Genomic DNA, 22,828 nt, shown 5'->3' on the forward strand with positions numbered 1-22,828 from the left:
AGGAGGACGCGGCAGACGTGCCGCGGTTTGCGCGAAGTGAAACCCCCCGGTCCCAACCCCCCATGCGAATGCGATGACTTTAACAGCAGGCACACAGGCACCGACAGGCAAAATCGAACTTGTTCAAGTCCCGGTTCCGCCGGAAGCGCGGGAAACGAAAGAGCGGGCCCGTCCGGGAAGGACGGGCCCGCTCTCAGCAGACCTTCAGCAGGTCATCGGCACACTCAGCCGTTGCGCTTCCAGCGCGGCTTGTCGTCGCGGCGGCCGAAGGAGCCGGTGCTCGTGCCGGTCGCGCGGTGGTCGTCGCGGCGGCCGTTCGGGCGGTCGCCACCGGAACGGAAGCCGCCCGAGGGGCGGTCGTCGCGGCGGTCACGGTTGAACGGACGGTCGCCGCCACCCGAGCGGAAGCCGCCCGAGGGACGGTCGTCACGGCGGTCGCGGTTGAAGGACGGACGGTCGTCGCGGTTGAACGACGGACGGTCGTCGCGGCGGTCGAAGGAACGGCCACCGCGGTCGTCGCGGCGGTCGCCACCCGAGCGGAAGCCGCCCGAAGGACGGTCGTCACGGCGGTCGCGGTTGAACGACGGACGGTCGTCGCGGCGCTCGAAGGAACGGCCACCACGGTCGTCGCGGCGGTCGCCACCCGAGCGGAAGCCGCCCGAAGGACGGTCGTCACGACGGTCGTTGCTGCTGCGGAACGAGGGGCGGTCGCTGTTGCCCCGGTAGCCGCTCTGGCCGGCGGGACGCCCGGAGCGCTCACCGATGCGGTCGTCGCGCCGGTCGTTGCCCCGGTAGCCACCGCGGTTGTCGCGGCGCTCGTAGTTGCCCCGCTCGTCGCGGCGCTCCTCACGGGCGGCCGGCTGCTCCGGCACGGAGGCGGCGGCAGCCGCGAGGGCGGCCTCGGCCTCGGCGGTCACCTCGGCCACGGCGGCCTCGGGGTCGTCGCCCCGCTCGCGGGCGGCACGCGCCACCAGGCGGTCGGCCTCCTCGCGCAGCTCCACGGCACGGCGCTGGGCGCGCTCCAGCTGCTGGGTCAGCTCGGCGGCCTCGCGCTCGGCCTGCTTCGCGGCGTTGTTCGCGGAGTCGGCCTGGACCTCGGTGAGCGAGCGGGCGCCGGTGATCTCGGCGACCTCCGGCTCGAAGACGCCCGCGCCCTGCACGATGTGGCGCGAGGCGTCGACGCCCGCGTCCTCCATCAGGCGGAAGATCTGGCGGCGCTGGTGCGGCAGGGCCAGCGAGACGACGACACCGGACTTGCCGGCCCGCGCGGTACGGCCCGAGCGGTGCAGGTAGTCCTTGTGGTCACCGGCCGGGTCCACGTTCAGGACCAGGTCGATGCCGTCGACGTGGATACCGCGCGCGGCGACGTCGGTCGCGACGAGCGCGTTGACGTAGCCCTTCTTGAAGTCCTCCAGGACGCGGGTGCGCGCGCCCTGGGTCATGCCGCCGTGCAGCGCGTCCGCCTTGACGCCCGCGTCGACGAGCTGCTCGGCGATGCGGTCGGCGCCCAGCTGGGTGCGGACGAAGATGATGGTGCGGCCCTTGCGGGCGGCGATGGCGGAGGTGACCGGCGCCTTGTCCTTCGGCTTCACGACGAGGACGTGGTGCGACATGGTCGAGACGTTGCCCTGGGCGGAGTCGACTTCGTGGGTGACCGGGTTGCTCAGGTAGCGCTTGACCAGCGTGCCGATCTCGTTCTCCATGGTGGCGGAGAAGAGCATGCGCTGACCGCCGCCGGGGATCTGGTCCAGCAGCTCGGTGACCTCGGGCAGGAAGCCCAGGTCGGACATCTGGTCGGCCTCGTCGAGGACGGCGACCTGGACGTTCTCCAGGGAGCAGGCGCCCCGGTTGATGATGTCGCGCAGCCGGCCCGGGGTGGCGACGAGGATGTCGACACCGCGCTCCAGGGCGTAGATCTGGTTGCCCATCGACGTACCGCCGCAGACGACCTTCATCTTCAGGCCGAGCACGTCGCCGTACGGCTGCAGGGCGTCCGCGACCTGCATCGCGAGCTCACGGGTCGGGGTGAGGATGATCGCGCGGGGCTTCTTCTTCTCGGTGTGCCCGCCCGCCAGCGCGGACAGGGTCGGCAGACCGAAGGAGAGGGTCTTGCCGGAGCCGGTACGGCCGCGGCCGAGGATGTCCTTGCCGGCCAGGGCGTCCGGGATGGTCGCCGCCTGGATCGGGAAGGGCGTGGTCACACCGTTCTGCGCGAGCTTGCGGACGATGCCCTCGGGCAGGCCCAGGTCGGCGAAGGTGACGGTCGGCTCGCTCGCCGACTCGGCACCCTCTGCAGCCTCGGCACCCTCTGCGGCCTCGGCGACGACGGCCTCGGCGACCGCGGTGAGCTCGTCGTTGTCGACGTTCTCGGGCATGACGGTGTGGTCAGAACTGGAAATTGACATGCGAAATGCGAAACCTTCCGGAGTCTCGGCACGCGCCCATAACTCCGTGATTTCGCAATGTCGACCGCCTCAATGCGGTCCAGCCACGGCAAGGGAGAGTACGCGCCACACGGCGCTCTTCTGTGTCGGCGCCGGGCAATGGGATCAAACGATCTACCACCATACGCACTCTCACCCACATTGCGCAAACCGCCTGCTCCGGGCCCACCCCTGCGCCGCGTCCCCTCCATGATCGACAGGGCACCTCTAGGCCGGCCCCACCTGCGGCGATGCCTCCGGCGTCCGCATGACCTCCACCGCGTCCGGCCACCCCATGGCGTCGTTGCGGAACTGGGCGGCCGGAGACGCCGACGGCCCCGGCGGCGCGGGCTCCGAGGGCTCCGGCTCGGGCTCCGGCGGGTCCGGCTGCCGCGGCGTGTCCTGCGGCTCCGGTACGGGGTCCGGATCGGCCGGAACCGGTGATTCCGGCTGCCCGGACGCGCCGGTGCCGGGCAACGATACGGAGGGGTGGGCGGCCCGGTCCTTCCCCTCGCTCCGGCCGGCGCCGGGCCCGTCGGTGGCCGGGGCGCTCCCGGACGGCGACGCGGAGGCGCTCGGGCCGGCGCTCCGGCGCTGCGACTGCGCCCCGGGGCCGCCGACGCGGGAGCCGCCGGTCCCCGCCACCGTGGAGCCGTCCGGCTCGACCGCGGCGCCCTTGGGGTCGACGCTCCGCGAGGGCACCGGTTCCGCGCCGTCGGAGCCGACACTCATACAGCCGGTGGCCGTGGCGAGCGTCACAGCGGTGACGGCTGCCCAGCGGACGGGGACGGGGAACTGGCGCACGGGGCACCTCCGGGGGCGCGAGGAAGGACGGGGCCTGACATGAACGAGCCGGGTGCGCTGTGCCCAACTCCCGTCACCCCGCCCGGGACACGCCCGACGGACCGGTCCGCACACCTCGTTCACACCACGCGCCCCACACGCCACTCACGCGACAGGAGCCCGCACCCCTCACCCGTAACCGAGCGCGTGCAGCCTCTCGTCGTCGATGCCGAAGTGGTGGGCGATCTCGTGGACGACGGTGATCTCGGTCTCCGCCACCACGTCCTCGCGCGTCTCGCACATCCGCAGCGTCGGCCCCCGGTAGATGGTGATCCGGTCCGGCAGCACCCCCGCGTACCACTCACCGCGCTCGGTCAGCGGCGTGCCCTCGTACAGCCCCAGCAGTTCCGGATCATCGGATTCCGGTTCGTCCTCGACGAAGACCGCGACGTTGTCCATCAGCCGGGTCAGCTCCGGCGGAATCCGGTCCAGTGCCTCGGCGACCAGTTCCTCGAACGCTTCCCGCGTCATCTCCAGCACCCGGCCATTGTCCCGTACGGCCGCCCCGTCCGCCCCGTCCGCCCCGGTGCCGGACGCGGGCATACCGGGCCCGCCGCCGGGGCACAGGCACCCAATGGTCCGCGCCCGTCTCCCCTTCCGCCGCCCGCTGTCCCGCCGCACCCCGGGCGGAACGTCCGCCGTGCCCCGGCCCTTCGTCCGCGCGCTCGGCCTGGTGGTCGTCGTGCTGTTCGGCGCCTGGCTCGGACTGCTGGCCGTCGGCAGCGTCCGTACGACCGTGGGCCCGATGGACACGACGATGACCCTGCGGCCCTCGCTCACCGGCGGCACCAAGATCAACGTGTCGCCGCTCGGCGCCCTGCAGCTGGACTCGCACCAGGCCCCGGTCCGCCTGGACGTGGACGTGGACCGCCTCGACCCGGTCCGTTCCCAGGCCCTGGTCCAGCATCCCGAGCGGCTGGCCGGGCTGCAGGACGAGGTCACGACGGACGTCGCGTCCGGCACCCGCGAGCTGGCCCTGCGCTCCTGCGTGGCGGTCGTGACCGGGGCCACCGCACTGGGCCTCGCGGTCTACCGCAGGCCGCGCCGGGCCCTGGCCGCCGGAGGACTCGCCCTCGCGCTGCTGGCCGCGTCCGGCGTCGGCGCGTACGCCACCTGGAACCCGAAGTCGGTCCTGGAGCCCAAGTTCTCCGGACTCCTCTCCAGCGCCCCGTCCGTCGTCGGCGACGCCCGCTCGATCGTCAGCGACTTCGACGTCTACCAGCAGGAGCTGGCCCGGCTGGTCACCAACGTCACCAAGCTGTACGACGCCACATCGACGCTCCCCGTCTACAGCCCCGACCCGGCGACCCTGCGCGTCCTGCACGTCTCCGACATCCACCTCAACCCGGCCGCGTGGCACATCATCGGCTCGCTCGTGGAGCAGTACGACATCGACGTGATCATCGACTCCGGCGACACGATGGACCACGGCGCCGCCGTCGAGAACAGCTTCCTGGACCCCATCGCCGACCTCGGCGCCCCCTACGTCTGGGTGCGCGGGAACCACGACTCGGCGGTGACGCAGAAGTACCTGGGCGACAAGAAGCGCTTCCCGAACGTGCACGTCCTGGACCAGGGCCGGGCGGTGAGCGTCGGCGGGCTGCGGATCGCCGGGATCGGGGACCCGCAGTTCACCCCCGACCGGACGGGCCCGGAGCAGGCCGCGGACGTCGAGCGCGTGGCCGGCCGCACGCTCGCCGCCGCCCTGCGCGAGCAGCAGCGGTCCGGCACCCCCGTGGACGTCGCCGTGGCCCACGAGCCGGAGGCGGCGAAGGAGACGGCCGGCGAGGTACCACTGGCCCTCGCCGGCCATGTGCACCACCGGCAGAACGAGGTCCTCAAGGGCGGCACCCGGTTGATGATCGAGGGCTCCACGGGCGGCGGCGGACTGCGGGCCGTCCAGAACAAGAAGCCGGAGCAGGTGCTTGCCTCGGTGCTCTATCTGGACCGCTCCACCCGCCGGCTCCAGGCCTGGGACGAGATAACGCTGGGCGGCCTCGGGCTGACGACGGCCGAGGTCAGCCGCCATCTGCCCCAGGAGAAGCCCACCCTCACGAGCCCGTCCCCAACGGCCCCCACACCCTCCCCGTAAACCGTTTTGGCGATCCCCGCCGGCATCCCATATGCTTCTCACGTCCCCGACGCGCTGGAAAGCGCGCAGGTGGGCCCTTAGCCCTCATCGTCTAGTGGCCCAGGACGCCGCCCTTTCAAGGCGGTAGCACGGGTTCGAATCCCGTTGGGGGCACGCTTGAACGTGTGCGAGACTTGTCTCGCACATTGCTTGGTCCTGTGGAGCAGTTAGGAGTGCTCGCCACCCTGTCAAGGTGGAGGCCGCGGGTTCAAATCCCGTCAGGACCGCTGCAGCCCTTGTGAGCTGCGTGGCTGGGTAGCTCAGTTGGTACGAGCGATCGCCTGAAAAGCGATAGGTCGCCGGTTCGATCCCGGCCCCAGCCACCACCCGAAGGCCCCGTCCGATGGACGGGGCCTTCGTCGTGTCAGACGGCCCCGCCCTCCGTGGAGTCGGGCTCGTCCTCGCTGACGTCGCGCCCGCGCCACGCCCGTACCGCGAGCACCAGCAGCACCACCGCCACCACGGCGACGAGCAGCACCGCGTCCGGCACATGGCGCCCGACGCCCTGGGCCCACTGCTCCACGGCGAACGACCGGTCCACGTCCAGCAGGCCGGGCAGCGCGGTCGTCCCGTCGTACGCCAGGAACAGCGCGCCGAGCGCCACGAAGAAGAGGCCCGACAGCAGGGTCGTGGTGTGCAGCTCGAACCGGCCGAGGCGCAGCACCCGGCCGCGCAGCCAGACCCGGCGGCCCAGGTCGAACCGCTCCCAGAGCAGCGCGAGCACGAAGAGCGGCATCGCCATGCCCAGGGCGTAGACGGCCAGCAGCAGTCCCCCGTACGCCGGGCTGCCGCTGACCGCCGCCACCGTCAGCACGCTGCCCAGGATCGGGCCCGCGCAGAATCCGGCCAGCCCGTAGACCGCGCCCAGCGCGTAGACGGAGAGGGCCGTCGTGGGGCGGATGCGGCCGCCGAGGGCGGAGATCCGGCGCGAGGCGAAGCCCAGGCCGACGATCTGGGCCACGCCCAGCGCGATGATCAGCCACCCCGCCCCCAGGACGAGGGCGTCACGGTGGCGGTAGAACAGCCGCCCGGCGTACGAACCGGCCGCACCCAGCGGGACCAGGGTGGTGGCCAGGCCCGCGTAGAAGATGCCGGTCCGGGCGAGCAGCCGGGAGGCGGAGTCGATGGAGTACGCGAAGAACGCGGGGAGCAGCAGCGCGCTGCACGGGCTGATCAGGGCGAGCAGCCCGCCGAGGAACGCGGCGAAGTAGCCGACATCGGGCGTCACTTCGCGGAACCGTTCGCCCCGGCCGCCGCCTCGGCCTCCTTGGCCTCCTCGGCCGCTCGGTCGATGGCCCGGGTGAAGGTCTCGGTGGACTGGGCGCCGGCGATCGGGCGGCCGTTGATCAGGAAGGACGGGGTGGAGGTCGCACCGATCCCGTACCCCTGCTCCTGGTCCTTGCGTACGGCCGCGGTGGCCGCCTGCCCGTCGGCGTCGCGCGCGAAGCGGTCCAGGTCGTTCACGCCCGCCTGCCGTGCGAGTTCCTTCAGGCGGTCCTCACCGAACCCCTTCTCCTTGGCGCCCTCGGCGTACGCGGCGCGGTGGAACTCCCAGAAGCGGCCCTGGCGCCCCGCCGCCCAGGAGGCCCGTGCGGCGGCCTCGGACTCGGCACCGAAGATCGGGAAGTTGCGCCACTCGATGCGCAGCACGCCCCGGTCGACGTACTTCTCCACCAGGGCGGGTTCGGTGTCGCGGGCGAACTTGGCGCAGTAGCCGCACTTGAAGTCGGCGTACTCGATGAGGACGACGGGTGCGTCGGCGCGGCCCAGGGCCAGCTTGTCGCCGGTGTCGCGGCGGGCGAGCTTCGCCAGCTCGGGGTAGACGCCGTCCCGCGGGTCCGCCGTGACGTCGGCGACCGCGGAGGAACCGGAGCGCGGCGGCTCGGGGGCGGTGGCGCGGTACGAGACATAGCCGAGCAGGGCGGCCGCGACGACGACTCCGGCGCCGTACACGAGGGGCGTGCGGGACTTCTTGCGGGACTTCGGGGACGGCGTGGACGGCGTGGACGGGGATGCGGGCATGCGGAACTCCGGGAGGGCGATACGGAAGAGCGAGGACGGCGGGGGGACGGGCCGCCGGTCTACACCCTGAGTACGGAGAGCTCCACCGGCCCCGGCGCCGCCTCGTCGGGACCGCGCGGGGTCATCGGCACGGACACCTCGGCCGGCCTGTCCCCGGGCGCCGCGGGCAGGCCCCACTCCGCGAGGCCGGGCGCCTGGTCGTGGGAGGCGCGGGCGGGCGCGGGGACGGCGGGCTCACCACCGTCGCGCTTTCCGCCCTCGCCGCAGCCCGGAATCCCCTGCCCGTGCCCGGCGGCGACGACGGGGGCGGTGGCAGCACGGGCCGGGACCTGCGCCATCGCCGCCGCCGGTCCGCAGAACAGCCCGAGCACGACCGCGAGGGCCGCCACCAGGCAGTACCACTGCGAACGGGGCACGGGACCGGCCTTCCGGCTGGGGGATGATCGACTGCCCGGAATGGTACGTGCTGTGCCCGCGCCGTTCCCCACCGTGCCGGTGTCCATCCCCCTCGGCACGCACAACCGTGACCGGGACCGCGCGAAATGGGTTCGCCCTTCCTCGGGCCCGGGTGAGATCCTGGGATCCGTATGTCTACTTCCTTCGCCGATCTCCAGTCCCGGCTCGCGCAGGTCTCGCTCCGCGACGCGAACCGGCTCGGCCGCCGCCTCGAGGGCGCCCGCCGCATCCGCAAGCCCGAGGCCCAGCAGGCCGTGCTGGACGAGATCGCCGCCCAGGCGGACAAGGCGGCCGGGCGGCTCACGCAGCGGGCGGGCCGGGTGCCCGCCGTCACGTACCCCGAACAGCTTCCGGTCAGCCAGAAGAAGGACGAGATCCTGGAGGCGATACGCGACCACCAGGTCGTGATCGTCGCGGGTGAGACCGGGTCCGGCAAGACCACCCAGATCCCCAAGATCTGCATGGAACTGGGCCGGGGCGTCCGGGGCATGATCGGGCACACCCAGCCGCGCCGGATCGCCGCGCGCACGGTGGCCGAGCGGATCGCCGACGAGCTGGACACCCCGCTGGGCGAGGCGGTCGGCTGGAAGGTCCGCTTCACCGACCAGGTGAACCCGGACGCGACCTTCGTCAAGCTGATGACGGACGGCATCCTGCTCGCCGAGATCCAGACGGACCGCGAGCTCCTGGCGTACGACACGATCATCATCGACGAGGCCCACGAGCGGTCGCTGAACATCGACTTCCTGCTCGGCTATCTGGCCCGGCTGCTGCCCCGGCGCCCCGATCTGAAGGTTGTCGTCACCTCCGCGACCATCGATCCGGAGCGCTTCTCGCGCCACTTCGGGGAAGCCCCGATCATCGAGGTCAGCGGCCGTACGTATCCCGTCGAGGTCCGCTACCGGCCGCTGCTCGAAGAGGACGGCGACGATGCCGACCGCGACCAGATCACCGCGATCTGCGACGCCGTCGACGAGCTCCAGTCCGAGGGCCCCGGCGACGTCCTGGTCTTCCTCTCCGGCGAGCGGGAGATCCGCGACACCGCCGACGCGCTCGGCAAACGGAACCTGAGACATACCGAGGTGCTCCCCCTCTACGCGCGCCTGTCGCACGCCGAGCAGCACCGCGTGTTCCAGCGCCACACGGGGCGCAGGATCGTTCTGGCGACCAACGTCGCCGAGACCTCGCTGACCGTCCCCGGCATCAAGTACGTGATCGACCCGGGCACCGCCCGTATCTCCCGCTACAGCCACCGCACCAAGGTGCAGCGGCTGCCGATCGAGCGGATCTCGCAGGCCAGCGCCAACCAGCGCAAAGGCCGCTGCGGCCGTACCTCCGACGGCATCTGCATCCGGCTGTACTCCGAGGACGACTTCCTGACCCGTCCGGAGTTCACCGACGCGGAGATCCTGCGCACCAACCTGGCCTCCGTCATCCTCCAGATGACCGCCGCCGGCCTCGGTGACATCGAGAAGTTCCCCTTCATCGACCCGCCGGACCACCGCAACATCCGCGACGGCGTGCAGCTGCTCCAGGAGCTGGGCGCGCTCGACGCCGCGGAGAAGGACCCGAAGAAGCGGCTCACCCCGCTCGGCCGCAAGCTCTCGCAGCTGCCGGTGGACCCGCGCCTGGCCCGGATGGTCGTCGAGGCCGACCGCAACGGCTGCGTACGCGAGGTCATGGTCATCGCCGCCGCACTCTCCATCCAGGACCCGCGCGAGCGGCCCTCCGACAAGCAGACGCAGGCCGACCAGCAGCACGCCCGGTTCAAGGACGAGACCTCCGACTTCCTGGCCTTCCTGAACCTGTGGCGCTACATCCGTGAGCAGCAGAAGGAGCGCGGCTCCTCCAGCTTCCGCCGGATGTGCAAGCAGGAGTACCTGAACTTCCTGCGCATCCGCGAGTGGCAGGACATCTACGCGCAGCTGCGTACGGTCGCCAAGCAGATGGGGATCGAGCTCAACGAGGACGATGCGCCCGAGCAGTCGGTGCACACCTCGCTGCTGGCCGGTCTGCTGTCGCACATCGGGCTCAAGGACACCGAGAAGAACGAGTACCTGGGCGCCCGCAGCGCCAAGTTCGCGATCTTCCCCGGTTCGGCGCTGTTCAAGAAGCAGCCCCGGTTCGTGATGTCGGCGGAGCTGGTGGAAACGTCCCGGCTGTGGGCACGGGTCAACGCCCGGGTCGAGCCGGAGTGGATCGAGCCGGTCGCCCAGCACCTGCTGAAGCGCACCTACAGCGAACCGCACTGGGAGAAGGACCAGGCCGCGGTGATGGCGTACGAGCGGGTCACGCTGTACGGCGTACCGATCGTCGCCCAGCGCAAGATCAATTTCGGCCGTATCGACCAGGAGACCTCGCGGGACCTCTTCATCCGCAACGCCCTGGTCGAGGGCGACTGGCGTACGCACCACCAGTTCTTCCACGACAACCGCAAACTGCTCGGTGAGGTCGAGGAGCTGGAGCACCGCGCCCGGCGCCGCGACATCCTCGTGGACGACGAGACGCTGTTCGACTTCTACGACCAGCGCATCCCGGAACACATCGTCTCCGGCGCGCACTTCGACTCGTGGTGGAAGCACAAGAGGCGCGACGAGCCGGACGCGCTCGACTTCGAGCGCTCGATGCTCATCAACGAGAAGGCCGGGGCCGTCACCAAGGACGACTACCCGGACTCCTGGCGGCAGGGGAAGCTCAAGTTCCGGGTGACCTACCAGTTCGAGCCCGGCGCGGACGCCGACGGGGTGACCGTCCACATTCCGCTCCAGGTGCTGAACCAGGTCACGTCCGAGGGCTTCGACTGGCAGATCCCGGGCCTGCGCGAGGAGGTGGTCACCGAGCTGATCCGCTCGCTGCCCAAGCCGATCCGCCGGCACTACGTGCCCGCCCCTAACTACGCGGACAAGTTCCTGGACCGGGCCGTACCGCTCCAGGAGCCGCTGCCGGTGACCCTGGCCCGTGAGCTCCAGCGGATGGTCGGGGTCCCGGTCACCGCGGACGACTTCGACCTCAGCCGGGTCCCGGACCACCTCAAGATCACCTTCCGGATCACCGACGAGCGGCGCCGCAGGGTCGCCGAGGACAAGGACCTGGAGGCGCTGAAGCTCCAGCTGCGCCCGAAGGCCCGTCAGGCCCTCTCCAAGGCCGCCGCGGCGACCGCGGGGCCCTCCGGCGAGTCCATCGAGCGGTCGGGCCTGGAGGACTGGACGATCGGCACGCTGAACAAGGTCTTCGAGACCCGACGCGCGGGCCAGCCGGTCAAGGCGTATCCCGCGCTCGTCGACCAGGGCGAGACAGTCGCCGTACGCCTCTTCGACACGGAGGCCGAGCAGCAGCAGGCGATGTGGCGCGGGACGCGGAAGCTGATCCTGCTGAACATCCCGGTGAACCCGGCGAAGTTCGCCTCGGACAAGCTGACGAACCAGCAGAAGCTGGCCCTGTCCCGCAACCCGCACGGCTCGATCCAGGCCCTGTTCGACGACTGCGCCACGGCGGCCGCCGACCGGCTGATCGCGGCGCACGGCGGGCCCGCCTGGGACGAGGCGTCGTTCCGGACGCTGTACGACAAGGTGCGCGCGGACCTGGTGGACCTGACCGTCCGCACGATCGGCCAGGTGCAGCAGATCCTGGCGGCCTGGCAGGCGTGCGAGCGCCGGCTGAAGGCCACCAACAGCCTGGTCCTGATCAACAACGTCACGGACGTACGCGATCACCTGGCGCGCCTGATGCCGCCCGGCTTCGTCACCGCGACCGGGCTGCGCAGGCTCCCCGACCTGATGCGTTACCTGGTCGCCGAGGACCGCAGGCTCCAGCAGATGCCGACCAACGTCCAGCGCGACACCACGCGCATGGAGAAGGTCCACGAGATGCAGGACGAGTACGCCTGGCTGCTGGAGCAGCTGCCGAAGGGCAGGCCCGTCCCGCAGGAGGTGCTGGACATCCGGTGGATGATCGAGGAGCTGCGGGTGAGCTACTTCGCGCACGCCCTGGGCACCGCGTTCCCCGTCTCGGACAAGCGCATCGTGAAGGCGATCGACGCCGCCGCCCCGTAGGGGACGGACGTAACGGGACCGCCACCAGGAGTGAGTTCGACCGCACCCTCTGAACTCCTGTACAGTCTGTTTTCGCAGCCGGACGCGAGGAAGGCCGCGAAACCTGGTCCTGTGGAGCAGTTAGGAGTGCTCGCCACCCTGTCAAGGTGGAGGCCGCGGGTTCAAATCCCGTCAGGACCGCAGTAACGAAAGCCCGGATCCCCTGGATCCGGGCTTTCGCGCGTCTTGACTCAGCTGTCCGCCGACGAGTACTCAGAAACCAGGGGCCGCCCCCGGATTTCCCGGAGCGGGGCGGCGCGCATCCACCGGGAGGTGGCGCGATGGGGGCATCCACGGGCGAGGGGTACGGCGAGCCGGCACGAGGGCGCACGGGGGCGCCCCGGCACGATGTCCGCGCGCTGCTGCGCGCGCATCTGGCCGCCGCGTCCGGCTACCGCCATCTGACCCGGCACTGCGCGGTCTGCGCCCGGCTGCTGCGGCTCGCCATGGAGCCCGTGACGGCCTCCCGTGGCGCCGGGACGGCCGATGAGCCGCCCGGGGCGCCCGAAGCCTCCACGGGGGACCGACGAGCCCCCGCGCGGGCGTCGCGGGCCGAGGACGTAAGTCCCCCCACGACATGACCTTCGGCGCCACCGTCGGCTTCCTCACAGTGGCAGGCTCGTAGTTGGCAACACTCGTGCGGTGTGACGGGTGTCACTGAATCAGTTTTGAGAAGGGGGGACTTTACACCCTTCATACAACTGGCGAATTTAATATGTGCAATTGCACCCCCCGGAACGATGTCGTCCGGTTACCCCCGTACCACCCGCCGACACCTCCGGCAGGGACCCGAGCCGGCGTGCCGGACTGGGCAAACAGCCGCCGGAGGCCGGTCGGGGCGGGCTCGGACAGGGCCGGCGCGGGCACAAAAAAATCGCGCTGGACCCGGCGGAGTCCAGCGCGATCGGATGACATGACCCGTACGGCACAGGTATGGCGCCCGTTGGGGCGGGCGCCCGTCATATGGAGCTATGGGCGGGCAAGTGGGTTGGGGGACCCAAAAGCCCAGGTGTGACGGGGTGACAGGGGGTATGTCAGGCCTCGCTGCGCTGCTGCGGAATACCCGCAAGCAGTGCGCGGACCTCTGCCTCGCGGTACCGGCGATGCCCACCGAGCGTGCGGATGGACGTGAGCTTGCCTGCCTTCGCCCAACGGGTAACCGTCTTCGGGTCCACGCGGAACATCGTGGCAACCTCAGCCGGGGTCAGCAGCGGCTCGGCATCAGGGGTGCGAGCGGTCATGAGCGGCCTCCTCGGGAGAACCGAACCATCTCGGTTCTTTCCTCTAAATTCTGCACCTTGACCCACGTTGCCCGAAATGGCGGACGCGGGCCGAGTCGGTTATAGGACGAACGGCTTGTCCTCGGCACTACAACTACACCATCCGTCCAGCCACGTCGGCCAAACCGATGGAATTGCCCTCCCAGGTGTTCATCAGCGACGGAAAGCCGATGGACCATGCCATAGCGGACAGTCACACCACCGTGACGATCAGTCACAGAGCGATCAGGAGTCACCAGACCTCCCATAGCGTGCAATGCCGAGCGATCCGCCCATACATGGACGGATGGAGTCCTCACCGGACTCCTTGTCCTATTTTGGCACGAGGGGTAGGGAAGGGCGCAAGGGCCCCGTAAGTGCTATCCATCACGGTTGAACCAAAGGCCCGGTTCGGGACGTAGGTCCCGACGCCTCACGAGACCCGTGGGTCCCTTCACTCTCACGTGTCACATCCGAAACGGGTTCACACGCCGTTCCGTGCGGGTGACTCCTCGATCAGTTGGCGAACTGACGGTCCCTTACGGCCCGCCAGCGCTCCGCGAGACGCGCGTACGCCTCGGCCGCCCTCTCGGCCTCCCCCGCACGCAGCGCGGCGATCCCCTCGGCCACATCGGCGGCGCTCCGGTCGTCCGCGAGCAGCCGCTCCGGCAGCGCGTGCACGAGCCCGCCGTAGTCCAGCTCGACCAGCGAGCGCGGGTGGAACTCCTCCAGCCATCGCCCGACGTCCACCAGCCCGGTGGTCAGCGGCCCCTCGTCCATCGTCTCCCGCAGCGTCCTGAGCGACCTGGCCAGCCGGCGCCGCGCCTCGACCATCCGCGTCCGGTACCGGAACACGGGCGGCTCCCCGTCCGGCCCGGCCACCACATGCTCCCGCTCCTCGTCCGTGAACAGCACGAACCAGCGCACCGGGACCTGCCACACCGCCGTCCTGATCCACGGCCGGGCGTCCGGATTGCGCTCCGCCCACCGCTCGTGGTCGGCCAGCGCCTGGCCGCGCACCACAGGCGGCAGCACCGCGTCGAGCACCGGCCCGGGGAACAGGTCCGCCAGGCCGTCCAGGGCCAGCCAGCCGCGCAGCCGGGTCCGCCACGGGCAGACGCACACCACCCCGTCCAGCTCGGCCACGAACGCGTCGGCACTCTCGTGCGCGGGCACACCGGCGGGCGGGGTCGCGACCAAGTCGGCCAGCGAGCGCCGCAGTTCGTCCTGCGCCGTGGGAATCAGGTCGCGGGCCGCGTAACGGGACCAGTGGGCGCGCTCGTCCTCCGGGAAGGCCACCAGCGGCTCGTACACCCGAAGGTAGGACGCGTAAGGGACGAGCACCGAAGACACCACCGACATGCGGTGATCGTGTCACGCCTGTCCCCCGGTGGGGGGTGATCCTTGGCACTGGAACAGATCTACGTCGGGGTAGGACTTACGCTCTTGCCCACCGGGCCGTCCCACGCGGTCGGACCGGTGGGCCCTCCCCACCTTCAGGAGGGTCTTTCCGCCGCTTCGTACTTGGGAGTCACCACAGTGACCGATGTGACCGGCGTGCCTGTCGATGTCCTGCACACCCTGTTCCACTCGGACCAGGGCGGACACGAACAAGTCGTCCTCTGCCAGGACCGGGCCAGCGGCCTCAAGGCCGTCATCGCCCTCCACTCCACCGCCCTGGGCCCCGCCCTCGGCGGCACCCGCTTCTACCCCTACGCCACCGAGGCCGAGGCCGTCGCCGACGCGCTGAACCTCGCGCGCGGCATGTCGTACAAGAACGCCCTGGCCGGGCTCGACCACGGTGGCGGCAAGGCCGTCATCATCGGCGACCCCGAGCAGATCAAGAGCGAGGAACTGCTGCTGGCCTACGGCCGGTTCGTCGCCTCGCTGGGCGGCCGCTACGTGACGGCCTGCGATGTCGGCACCTATGTCGCCGACATGGACGTCGTGGCCCGCGAGTGCCGGTGGACCACCGGACGCTCCCCCGAGAACGGCGGCGCCGGGGACTCCTCGGTGCTCACCGCCTACGGCGTCTTCCAGGGCATGCGGGCCTCGGCCCAGCACCTGTGGGGCGACCCGACGCTGCGTGGCCGAAAAGTGGGGGTCGCCGGAGTCGGCAAGGTCGGGCACCACCTCGTCGAGCACCTGCTCGCGGACGGCGCCGAGGTCGTGATCACCGATGTGCGCGAGGAATCCGTGCGCCGGATCACCGAGAAGCACCCCGAGGTCGCCGTGGCGGCGGACACCGAGGCGCTGATCCGCACCGAGGGCCTGGACATCTACGCCCCGTGCGCGCTGGGCGGCGCCCTCAACGACGACAGCGTGCCGGTGCTCACCGCGAAGGTGGTGTGCGGCGCGGCCAACAACCAGCTCGCGCACCCGGGCGTCGAGAAGGACCTCGCGGACCGCGCGATCCTCTACGCGCCGGACTACGTGGTCAACGCGGGCGGGGTCATCCAGGTCGCCGACGAGCTGCACGGCTTCGACTTCGACCGGTGCAAGGCGAAGGCGGCGAAGATCTTCGACACCACGCTGGCCATATTCGCACGTGCGAAGGAGGACGGCATTCCGCCGGCCGCCGCGGCCGACCGGATCGCCGAGCAGCGGATGGCGGAGGCCCGCCGCCGCTGATCCGGAGGCCCTCCCTTCGGCCACGGCCCGCCGAGCCCGCCGATAAGAGGTTAAAATCGCAGTTGACCAGCGAGGACGGGGCGTCTCGCGGGTCCTCTTCCGGGGCACGTGATGCGGGCGGCGTACCGTATGGCCGCGGAAGCAGGTACCGTTAAAGCTCTACAGGCACGGTCTCTCTGCCGAGAGTCCGTCCTGAAACATGAACGCGTGTCAAGACTCTGGGGCCGTCGAGCCCCGTCACCGAGGGGGTCGAGCCATGGGGCGCGGCCGGGCAAAGGCCAAGCAGACAAAGGTCGCCCGCCAGCTGAAGTACAGCAGCGGCGGGACGGACCTGTCACGTCTGGCCAATGAGCTGGGCGCATCGACTTCGAGTCAGCCACCGAACGCGGAGCCGTTCGAGGACGACGACGAGGAAGATGACCCGTACGCACAGTACGCGGATCTGTACAACAACGACGAGGACGAGGACGAGAACGACCAGTCCGGTCCGTCGTCCAAGCGCCGCGGCGCTTGACCTCGCGCTGACACATCACCCCGGTCCGGACCTGCTCCGGACCGGGTTTTGTGCTGTCCCGACACAGGTTTGCGCTTTTCCTGTACGGGAAGGCCGCTGACCGGCCGGGCCCGTCGGCCCGACCGGTGTTCCCGCTCAGCGTGCGTACGAACCCACCAGCTCGGCGCCCGTCGCGTGGTCGCCCCGGCCGGTGATCTCGCCGGCGACCCAGGAGTCGACGCCCCGGTCGGCCAGCGTGGTCAGGGCCGCGTCCACCGACTCCGCGGGGACGATCGCGATCATGCCGACGCCCATGTTGAGCGTCTTCTCCAGCTCCAGCTGCTCGACCTGACCGGCCTTGCCGACGAGGTCGAAGACCGCGCCCGGCGTCCACGTGGAGCGGTCCACCGTCGCGTGCAGGGTGTCCGGGATGACCCGGGCCAGGTTGTTGGCCAGGCCGCCGCCGGTGACGTGGCTGAAGCCGTGCACCTCGGTCGTACGGGTGAGGGCCAGGCAGTCCAGCGAGTAGATCCGCGTCGGCTCCAGGAGCTCCTCGCCCAGGGTCCGGCCGAACTCCTCGACCTGGCGGTCCAGCGTCCAGCCGGCCCGGTCGAAGACCACGTGGCGGACGAGCGAGTACCCGTTCGAGTGAAGCCCGGAGGAGGCCATGGCGATCACGGCGTCGCCCTCGCGGATGCGGTCGGGACCCAGCAGACGGTCCGCCTCCACCACGCCCGTACCGGCGCCGGCCACGTCGAAGTCGTCCGCGCCCAGCAGCCCGGGGTGCTCGGCGGTCTCGCCGCCGACCAGGGCGCAGCCGGCCAGCACACAGCCCTCGGCGATGCCCTTGACGATGGCCGCGACACGCTCGGGGTGCACCTTGCCGACGCAGATGTAGTCGGTCATGAACAGCGGCTCGGCGCCGCAGACGACGAGGTCGTCGACGACCATGCCCACGAGGTCGTGACCGATGGTGTCGTACACGCCCATCTGGCGGGCGAGGTCGACCTTGGTGCCGACGCCGTCCGTGGCGGAGGCCAGGAGCGGACGCTCGTAGCGCTTGAGGGCCGAGGCATCGAAGAGGCCGGCGAAGCCGCCGAGGCCGCCGAGGCCCGCGACCTCGGGGCGCTGCGTCTTCTTCACCCACTCCTTCATCAGCTCGACGGCGCGGTCGCCGGCCTCGATGTCGACGCCCGCTGCCGCGTAGGAAGCACCTGTTGTCTCAGACATTGCCTGGGATCTTTCGTGTGGAAATACGGGGCTGGGGGAAGGGCTGCCGGGCGGTCCGGGTCACGGACGCCGCAGCGCGTCGGCCGCCGCGGTCGCCGCGGGGCCCGCCGCCAGCTCGGTCTCCAGCAGCTGCTTGCCGAGCAGTTCCGGGTCCGGGAGCTCCATCGGGTACTCGCCGTCGAAGCAGGCGCGGCACAGGTTCGGCTTGTCGATCGTCGTCGCCTCGATCATCGAGTCGATCGAGATGTACGCGAGCGAGTCGGCGCCCATGGAGGTGCCGATCTCCTCGACGGACATGCCGTTGGCGATCAGCTCGGCGCGGGTCGCGAAGTCGATGCCGAAGAAGCAGGGCCACTTCACCGGCGGGGACGAGATCCGGATGTGGATCTCGGCGGCACCGGCCTCGCGGAGCATCCGGACCAGCGCGCGCTGGGTGTTGCCGCGGACGATCGAGTCGTCGACGACCACCAGGCGCTTGCCCTTGATGACTTCCTTGAGCGGGTTGAGCTTGAGGCGGATGCCCAGCTGGCGGATCGTCTGGGACGGCTGGATGAAGGTCCGGCCGACGTAGGCGTTCTTCACCAGACCGGCGCCGAACGGAATCCCGCTGGCCTCCGCGTAACCGATCGCGGCCGGGGTGCCGGACTCCGGGGTCGCTATGACCAGATCGGCCTCGACGGGCGCCTCGGCGGCCAGTTTCCGGCCCATCTCCACCCGGGAGAGGTAGACGTTGCGGCCCGCGATGTCGGTGTCGGGGCGGGCCAGGTAGACGTACTCGAAGACGCAGCCCTTGGGCTTCGCTTCCGCGAATCGCGAGGTACGCAGACCGTTCTCGTCGATGGCGACCATCTCGCCCGGCTCGATCTCGCGGACGAAGCTGGCGCCGCAGATGTCGAGGGCGGCGGACTCCGACGCGACGACCCAGCCGCGCTCCAGGCGGCCGAGGACCAGCGGGCGGATGCCCTGCGGGTCACGGGCGGCGTAGAGCGTGTGCTCGTCCATGAAGACCAGGGAGAAGGCACCCCGCACCTCGGGAAGCACCTTGGCGGCGGCCTCCTCGATGGTGAGCGGCTTGCCGTCCTCGTCCGTCTGGCCGGCGAGCAGCGCGGTCACCAGGTCGGTGTCGTTGGTCGCGGCGACCTGGGTGGCGCGGCCGTCCTTGCGCGGGAGGTCGGCGACCATCTCCGCGAGCTGGGCCGTGTTGACCAGGTTCCCGTTGTGACCGAGGGCGATCGAGCCGTGCGCGGTCGCACGGAACGTCGGCTGCGCGTTCTCCCACACCGAGGCACCGGTGGTGGAGTAGCGGGCATGACCGACCGCGATATGGCCCTGGAGCGATCCCAGGGAGGTTTCGTCGAAGACCTGCGAGACCAGTCCCATGTCCTTGAAGACCAGGATCTGGGACCCGTTGCTCACTGCGATGCCCGCGGACTCCTGTCCACGGTGCTGCAGGGCATACAGTCCGAAATAGGTGAGCTTGGCGACCTCTTCGCCCGGAGCCCAGACACCGAAGACGCCGCAAGCGTCCTGGGGGCCTTTCTCTCCGGGGAGCAGGTCGTGGTTGAGTCGTCCATCACCACGAGGCACGCCATCGAGTGTAGGGGAGATCGACCACTGGTCCGAATTGGGGATGCTCCGCCGGACCGCCGGGGAAGAGCCTCCGGAACGCGCTCCCGGACCCCTCGGAACAGTCACGCACGGTGACCGCACCCCTTCCCGGATCTACGCGCGGCAACCGCCGCAGGGCAGGCGCCGCCCGGATCGCCGAGTGGTTACCGACCAGTTCCGGCCACCCCTCCGACGGACCGATCGGCGCGTCCGTGGCGCTCCGTGAGGCGGTGCGCGACGCCCCGGGACGAGCAGCCCGACCGGTCGTTTCGTGGCGAGCCTCACACCGGGGCCGCCCGGTATGCGGCATCTGGAGGGGATCCGCCGGGCGCCTTGAGCACCGCCCGTACTGCGCGTTCGAGCGGTCCGAGCGGTCCGTCCGGCCCCCTCGGGGCACGGGAGCCGGTGGTTCGGGCGGCCCGCCCGGTCACCCCATCAGAGGCAGCAGCTCCGACAGATCCGCCCGCTCACCGCTCGCCGCGACCTTCGCCGCTTCGAGCTCACGCGCCCATTCCGTGCGTCCGGTCGCCAGCCGTATCCAGGTGAGCGGGTCGGTCTCGACGACGTTGGGCGGGGTGCCCCGGGTGTGGCGCGGACCCTGGACGCACTGCACCACGGCGAACGGCGGCACCCTGACCTCGACCGAGCCGCCGGGCGCCTTCTCGGCCAGCGCGTCGGCGAGCAGCCGGCTGCACGCGGCGAGCGCCTGCCGGTCGTACGGGACCGAGAGCCCGGTCGCCGCGTTGAGGTCGTAGGTGTGGACGACCAGCTCCACGGTCCGGGTGACCAGGAAGTCGCCGAGGCGCATCGCCCCGACCCGGGTGGCCAGCAGCCGGTCCTCGGACGCGCCGGGCACCAGCGCCTCGAAGCGGGCGGCCACCTCCGCGTACAGCGCGTCCAGGTCGGGGTGGCCGGCGGCCCGTTCGGCGGTGTCGTCCGCGATTCCGGTGGCGCGGGCCGCCGTGGTGAACGGCCACTCCAGCAGGGACACCTCGGGTTTGGCGAGGGCCGGCGCGGGAAGCTCCAGCGTCCGGCAGACGTGCGAGAGCGCCATCGTGATGTGGGCGGCGAGCTCGCGCACCGTCCAGTCCCCGAGGCCGCTCGGCGCGGCGAGCTGCTCCGGGGTCAGCGTGCGTACGGCGTCCCGTACGTGCGTGAACTGGGCGAGGACCGCGGTGCGGGTTCTGGCCGGGTCGTAACGACGGGCGCGCTTCTGCGAGGGCGGCATGCCGGGGAGCCTACGGTGCGGCACTGACAGGGCGTCCGCCTCGCAGGGGGGCGGCCCCGGCTCAGACCCGGGTCGCGTAGCCGCCGAGACCCTTCTCCAGCAGGTCGAAGCCGCGGTGGGCCAGGGCGACGGCGTCCGCGGCGACCGCCGCGGACGGTTCGCCGGCCAGCAGGCGGCGGCGGTTCTCGGTGAGCAGCGCGTTGCGGGTGCCGAGCAGCTGGGCGGCGACGATGCGCGCGATCACCGGCTCCTCGCCCTCCTCGATCAGCGCCTCGGTGAGCTGGTCCTGGGTGCGGACGAAGAAGGAGTGGGCGCGGGTGAGCAGGGCCGGGGTCTCCATGATGAGCCGCACGATGCCGAGGGCCAGCGGCTTGTCGCCCATCCCCACCGACGGGTCGTGGGCCTCGATGGCCTCGATGAACTGCCGGCGCAGCGCCCCGACCACCGATTCGCCGGGGGCGCGCTCCCGTACGACCCGGGCCGCGTCGCCGACGTGCTCCTCCAGCGGCGCGAAGACCAGGTCCTCCTTGCTGTCGAAGTAATTGAAGACGGTCATCTTCGACACATCGGCGGCGTCGGCGACCTCCGCGACGGAGACCTGGTCGAAGCCTCGCTCGGAGAAGAGCCGCGTGGCCTCCTCCAGCAGACGCCGCCGGGTCTCCATCTTCTTGCGCTCGCGCAGCCCCATCCCCTCGGTCATGGACTCACTGTACCAGGATGAAAATTAATCCAAGGCGAAAACTTGACTCGGTATATGAATATCGGCAACAGTGAAGCCACCACAGCGGCCCGTCCCGGCGCCGCCCAGGAGGGGGGCCTGTCCGTCATGCTCGAAACGAAAGCCGCACCCGCGGCACCGGAGTCGACCGCCGCCGGACAGCCGGCCGGCACCCGCGGCACCACGATCGCCGTGGCGCTGTGCATCGTCACGATCCTGCTCGCGGTGCTGGACTCGAACATCGTGTCCTCGGCGACCGTGCCGATCGTCCGCGACCTCGATCCGGTCCACGGCGTCGACCGCATCCCGTGGCTGATCGCCGCCTACCAGCTCGCCGCCACCGCCGCACTGCCGCTCTACGGCAAGCTCTGCGACTCGCTCGGAGCGAAGAAGATCTTCATCGGCGCGCTCGCCACCTTCCTGACCGGATCCGCGCTCTGCGGCATGGCCCAGTCCATGGGCGAACTGATCGCCGCCCGCGCCTTCCAGGGCATCGGCGGCGGCGGGCTGATGAGCGTCACCATGGTCGTCCTGCGCCAGCTCGGCGCGACGGACGAGGCGAAGCAGGGCGAGGTGAAGGAGAGCGACGACAAGGGGAAGCCCAAGGGCGGCGACAAGAAGGGCAACATCGGCGGGATCATCGCCGGTGCCGGCATGGCGCTCGGCCCCTGGCTGGGCGGAGCCCTCGCCGACCACGCGGGCTGGCGCTGGATCTTCTACGTCAACCTGCCCGTCGGCATCGCCGTCCTGACCGCCGCGATCCTCGTCGTGAAGCTCCCGGCCCACACCACGCGCCACCGCATCGACTTCCTCGGCGCCGGTCTCGCCGCCGGCTTCTCCACCGCGCTGCTCCTCGTCACCGAGTGGGGCGGCGAGGACTACGCCTGGACCTCCCCCACCATCATCGGGCTCTCCCTCGCCGCCGTCGCCGCGCTCGGCCTGTTCCTCCGCCGCCAGGCCACCGCCGCAGAGCCGATCCTGCCGCTCTCGCTCTTCTCGCTCCGGACCATGCGGTACGGCTTCGCCATCCAGGGCCTGGTCGGCGTCGCGATGATGGGGTCGATCGTCTACGTGATGATCTACCTCCAGGTCGTCCGCGGCATCGCCGCGACCTCGGCCGGTCTCTTCCTCGTCCCGATGGCGATCGGCATGACCGTCGTCGGCCTCCTCTCGGGGAGCCTGGTCGCGGCCGGCTGGTCGCAGAAGACCTTCGTCGTCAGCGGCACGGTCTTCGCCTCGGCCGCCCTCGCCCTGCTCACGACGCTCGACACGGACACCGGGCTGTGGACGCTGCGCGGCGCGATGCTGCTCATGGGCATCGGCTTCGGCCAGCTCATCGGCCAGCTGATCCAGCTCGTCCAGGACACCGCCCCGCCGAGCCAACTGGGCGTCGCCACCACCGGCGTCCGCTTCTTCCAGACCCTCGGCACCGCGCTCGGCGCCTCCCTCTTCGGAGCCGTACTCAGCAGGGTCTACGCCGCCAACGGCCCCGGCGGGTCGACCAGCGACATCGCCGGGCTCACCGGCTCGGCCCGCCGGCAGGCGCTGGACGCCTTCGTCTCCTCCGCCGACGTGGTCTTCGCCTGCGCCACCGGCGTGATGGTCCTCGCCCTGATCCTCGCGACCCGACTGCCGGGCACCCGCACGAAGGCCTGACTCCTCCCCGTACGAGGAGGGGCCAGTCCCCCGCAGAGC

18 protein-coding genes and 4 tRNA genes are annotated in these 22,828 nt (G+C 70.9%); 10 read left to right on the forward strand and 12 right to left on the reverse strand.

The features are described from left to right. Positions 1–224: 224 nt before the first annotated feature. The 3 genes from EAO73_RS32555 to EAO73_RS32565 form a co-directional block, all read right to left on the reverse strand. On the reverse strand, positions 225–2,375 hold the full coding sequence (locus EAO73_RS32555; protein ID WP_147975074.1) for a DEAD/DEAH box helicase: 2,151 nt from the start codon (positions 2,373–2,375) through the stop codon (positions 225–227). Between the two features lie 276 nt (positions 2,376–2,651). Beyond that, positions 2,652–3,227 carry a hypothetical protein gene (locus tag EAO73_RS32560; protein ID WP_147975075.1) on the reverse strand — a complete coding sequence of 192 codons (576 nt, stop codon included), beginning with the start codon at positions 3,225–3,227 and terminating at the stop codon, positions 2,652–2,654. Positions 3,228–3,395: 168 nt separating this feature from the next. Then, a complete protein-coding gene (locus tag EAO73_RS32565) occupies positions 3,396–3,746 on the reverse strand; it encodes a metallopeptidase family protein (protein ID WP_018101725.1) in 351 nt (116 codons plus the stop codon). A 94-nt stretch (positions 3,747–3,840) separates the two neighbouring features. Here EAO73_RS32565 and EAO73_RS32570 point away from each other — a divergent pair, with 94 nt between their 5' ends. From EAO73_RS32570 to EAO73_RS32585, 4 genes are all read left to right on the forward strand, one after another. Further along, a complete protein-coding gene (locus EAO73_RS32570; RefSeq protein ID WP_147975077.1) occupies positions 3,841–5,358 on the forward strand; it encodes a metallophosphoesterase family protein in 1,518 nt (505 codons plus the stop codon). A gap of 80 nt (positions 5,359–5,438) precedes the next feature. Continuing rightward, positions 5,439–5,511, forward strand: a tRNA-Glu gene (locus EAO73_RS32575). Positions 5,512–5,549: 38 nt separating this feature from the next. Further along, positions 5,550–5,624: transfer RNA gene (locus tag EAO73_RS32580), tRNA-Asp, on the forward strand. Between the two features lie 22 nt (positions 5,625–5,646). Beyond that, positions 5,647–5,723 (forward strand) — tRNA-Phe (locus EAO73_RS32585). A gap of 38 nt (positions 5,724–5,761) precedes the next feature. On the opposite strand, the gene EAO73_RS32590 is transcribed toward EAO73_RS32585, so the two are convergent. Genes EAO73_RS32590 through EAO73_RS32600 form a run of 3 tightly spaced genes read right to left on the reverse strand, consistent with a single transcriptional unit; the run spans position 5,762 to position 7,835 of the window. Further along, positions 5,762–6,625, reverse strand: a complete 864-nt coding sequence (locus EAO73_RS32590) for a cytochrome c biogenesis CcdA family protein (RefSeq protein ID WP_147975078.1) — start codon at positions 6,623–6,625, stop codon at positions 5,762–5,764. Next, a complete protein-coding gene (locus tag EAO73_RS32595) occupies positions 6,622–7,419 on the reverse strand; it encodes a DsbA family protein (RefSeq protein ID WP_147975079.1) in 798 nt (265 codons plus the stop codon). Before EAO73_RS32595 ends, EAO73_RS32590 begins: the two co-directional genes overlap by 4 nt. 59 nt (positions 7,420–7,478) lie before the next feature. Then, on the reverse strand, positions 7,479–7,835 hold the full coding sequence (locus tag EAO73_RS32600) for a hypothetical protein (RefSeq protein ID WP_224756540.1): 357 nt from the start codon (positions 7,833–7,835) through the stop codon (positions 7,479–7,481). A 171-nt stretch (positions 7,836–8,006) separates the two neighbouring features. Between EAO73_RS32600 and hrpA the strand changes: the two genes are divergently transcribed. The 3 genes from hrpA to EAO73_RS32615 all read left to right on the forward strand — a co-directional run bounded on the left by hrpA (position 8,007) and on the right by EAO73_RS32615 (position 12,547). Further along, positions 8,007–11,927 carry an ATP-dependent RNA helicase HrpA gene (gene hrpA / locus EAO73_RS32605; RefSeq protein WP_147975080.1) on the forward strand — a complete coding sequence of 1,307 codons (3,921 nt, stop codon included), beginning with the start codon at positions 8,007–8,009 and terminating at the stop codon, positions 11,925–11,927. Positions 11,928–12,032: 105 nt separating this feature from the next. Further along, positions 12,033–12,107, forward strand: a tRNA-Asp gene (locus tag EAO73_RS32610). A 140-nt stretch (positions 12,108–12,247) separates the two neighbouring features. Beyond that, complete coding sequence (locus tag EAO73_RS32615) at positions 12,248–12,547, forward strand: DUF6274 family protein (protein ID WP_147975081.1); 300 nt, start codon at positions 12,248–12,250, stop codon at positions 12,545–12,547. A gap of 453 nt (positions 12,548–13,000) precedes the next feature. On the opposite strand, the gene bldC is transcribed toward EAO73_RS32615, so the two are convergent. Both bldC and EAO73_RS32625 read right to left on the reverse strand, forming a co-directional pair. Further along, positions 13,001–13,207: a developmental transcriptional regulator BldC gene (gene bldC, locus EAO73_RS32620; protein WP_003949541.1), complete on the reverse strand. Its 207-nt coding sequence runs from the start codon at positions 13,205–13,207 to the stop codon at positions 13,001–13,003. Between the two features lie 534 nt (positions 13,208–13,741). After that, positions 13,742–14,587 carry a hypothetical protein gene (locus EAO73_RS32625; protein WP_147975082.1) on the reverse strand — a complete coding sequence of 282 codons (846 nt, stop codon included), beginning with the start codon at positions 14,585–14,587 and terminating at the stop codon, positions 13,742–13,744. A 177-nt stretch (positions 14,588–14,764) separates the two neighbouring features. Here EAO73_RS32625 and EAO73_RS32630 point away from each other — a divergent pair, with 177 nt between their 5' ends. After that, positions 14,765–15,856, forward strand: a complete 1,092-nt coding sequence (locus EAO73_RS32630) for a Leu/Phe/Val dehydrogenase (RefSeq protein WP_147975083.1) — start codon at positions 14,765–14,767, stop codon at positions 15,854–15,856. A gap of 256 nt (positions 15,857–16,112) precedes the next feature. After that, on the forward strand, positions 16,113–16,370 hold the full coding sequence (locus tag EAO73_RS32635; RefSeq protein ID WP_018101730.1) for a DUF3073 domain-containing protein: 258 nt from the start codon (positions 16,113–16,115) through the stop codon (positions 16,368–16,370). Positions 16,371–16,505: 135 nt separating this feature from the next. On the opposite strand, the gene purM is transcribed toward EAO73_RS32635, so the two are convergent. From purM to EAO73_RS32655, 4 genes are all read right to left on the reverse strand, one after another. Beyond that, positions 16,506–17,579: a phosphoribosylformylglycinamidine cyclo-ligase gene (purM, locus tag EAO73_RS32640; protein WP_147975084.1), complete on the reverse strand. Its 1,074-nt coding sequence runs from the start codon at positions 17,577–17,579 to the stop codon at positions 16,506–16,508. A gap of 60 nt (positions 17,580–17,639) precedes the next feature. Further along, entirely contained in the window at positions 17,640–19,166 is a 1,527-nt protein-coding gene (gene purF / locus EAO73_RS32645) for an amidophosphoribosyltransferase (protein ID WP_026242981.1), read from the reverse strand. A 448-nt stretch (positions 19,167–19,614) separates the two neighbouring features. Beyond that, a complete protein-coding gene (locus tag EAO73_RS32650; protein WP_147975085.1) occupies positions 19,615–20,415 on the reverse strand; it encodes a maleylpyruvate isomerase family mycothiol-dependent enzyme in 801 nt (266 codons plus the stop codon). Between the two features lie 61 nt (positions 20,416–20,476). Next, positions 20,477–21,115, reverse strand: coding sequence for a TetR/AcrR family transcriptional regulator (locus EAO73_RS32655; protein WP_147975086.1), 639 nt, complete (start codon positions 21,113–21,115; stop codon positions 20,477–20,479). Between the two features lie 126 nt (positions 21,116–21,241). Here EAO73_RS32655 and EAO73_RS32660 point away from each other — a divergent pair, with 126 nt between their 5' ends. After that, positions 21,242–22,789, forward strand: a complete 1,548-nt coding sequence (locus EAO73_RS32660; RefSeq protein ID WP_224756541.1) for an MFS transporter — start codon at positions 21,242–21,244, stop codon at positions 22,787–22,789. Positions 22,790–22,828: the final 39 nt, after the last annotated feature.

This window comes from Streptomyces sp. col6, from assembly GCF_008042035.1.
In the GTDB taxonomy this organism is placed as follows: Bacteria; Actinomycetota; Actinomycetes; order Streptomycetales; family Streptomycetaceae; genus Streptomyces.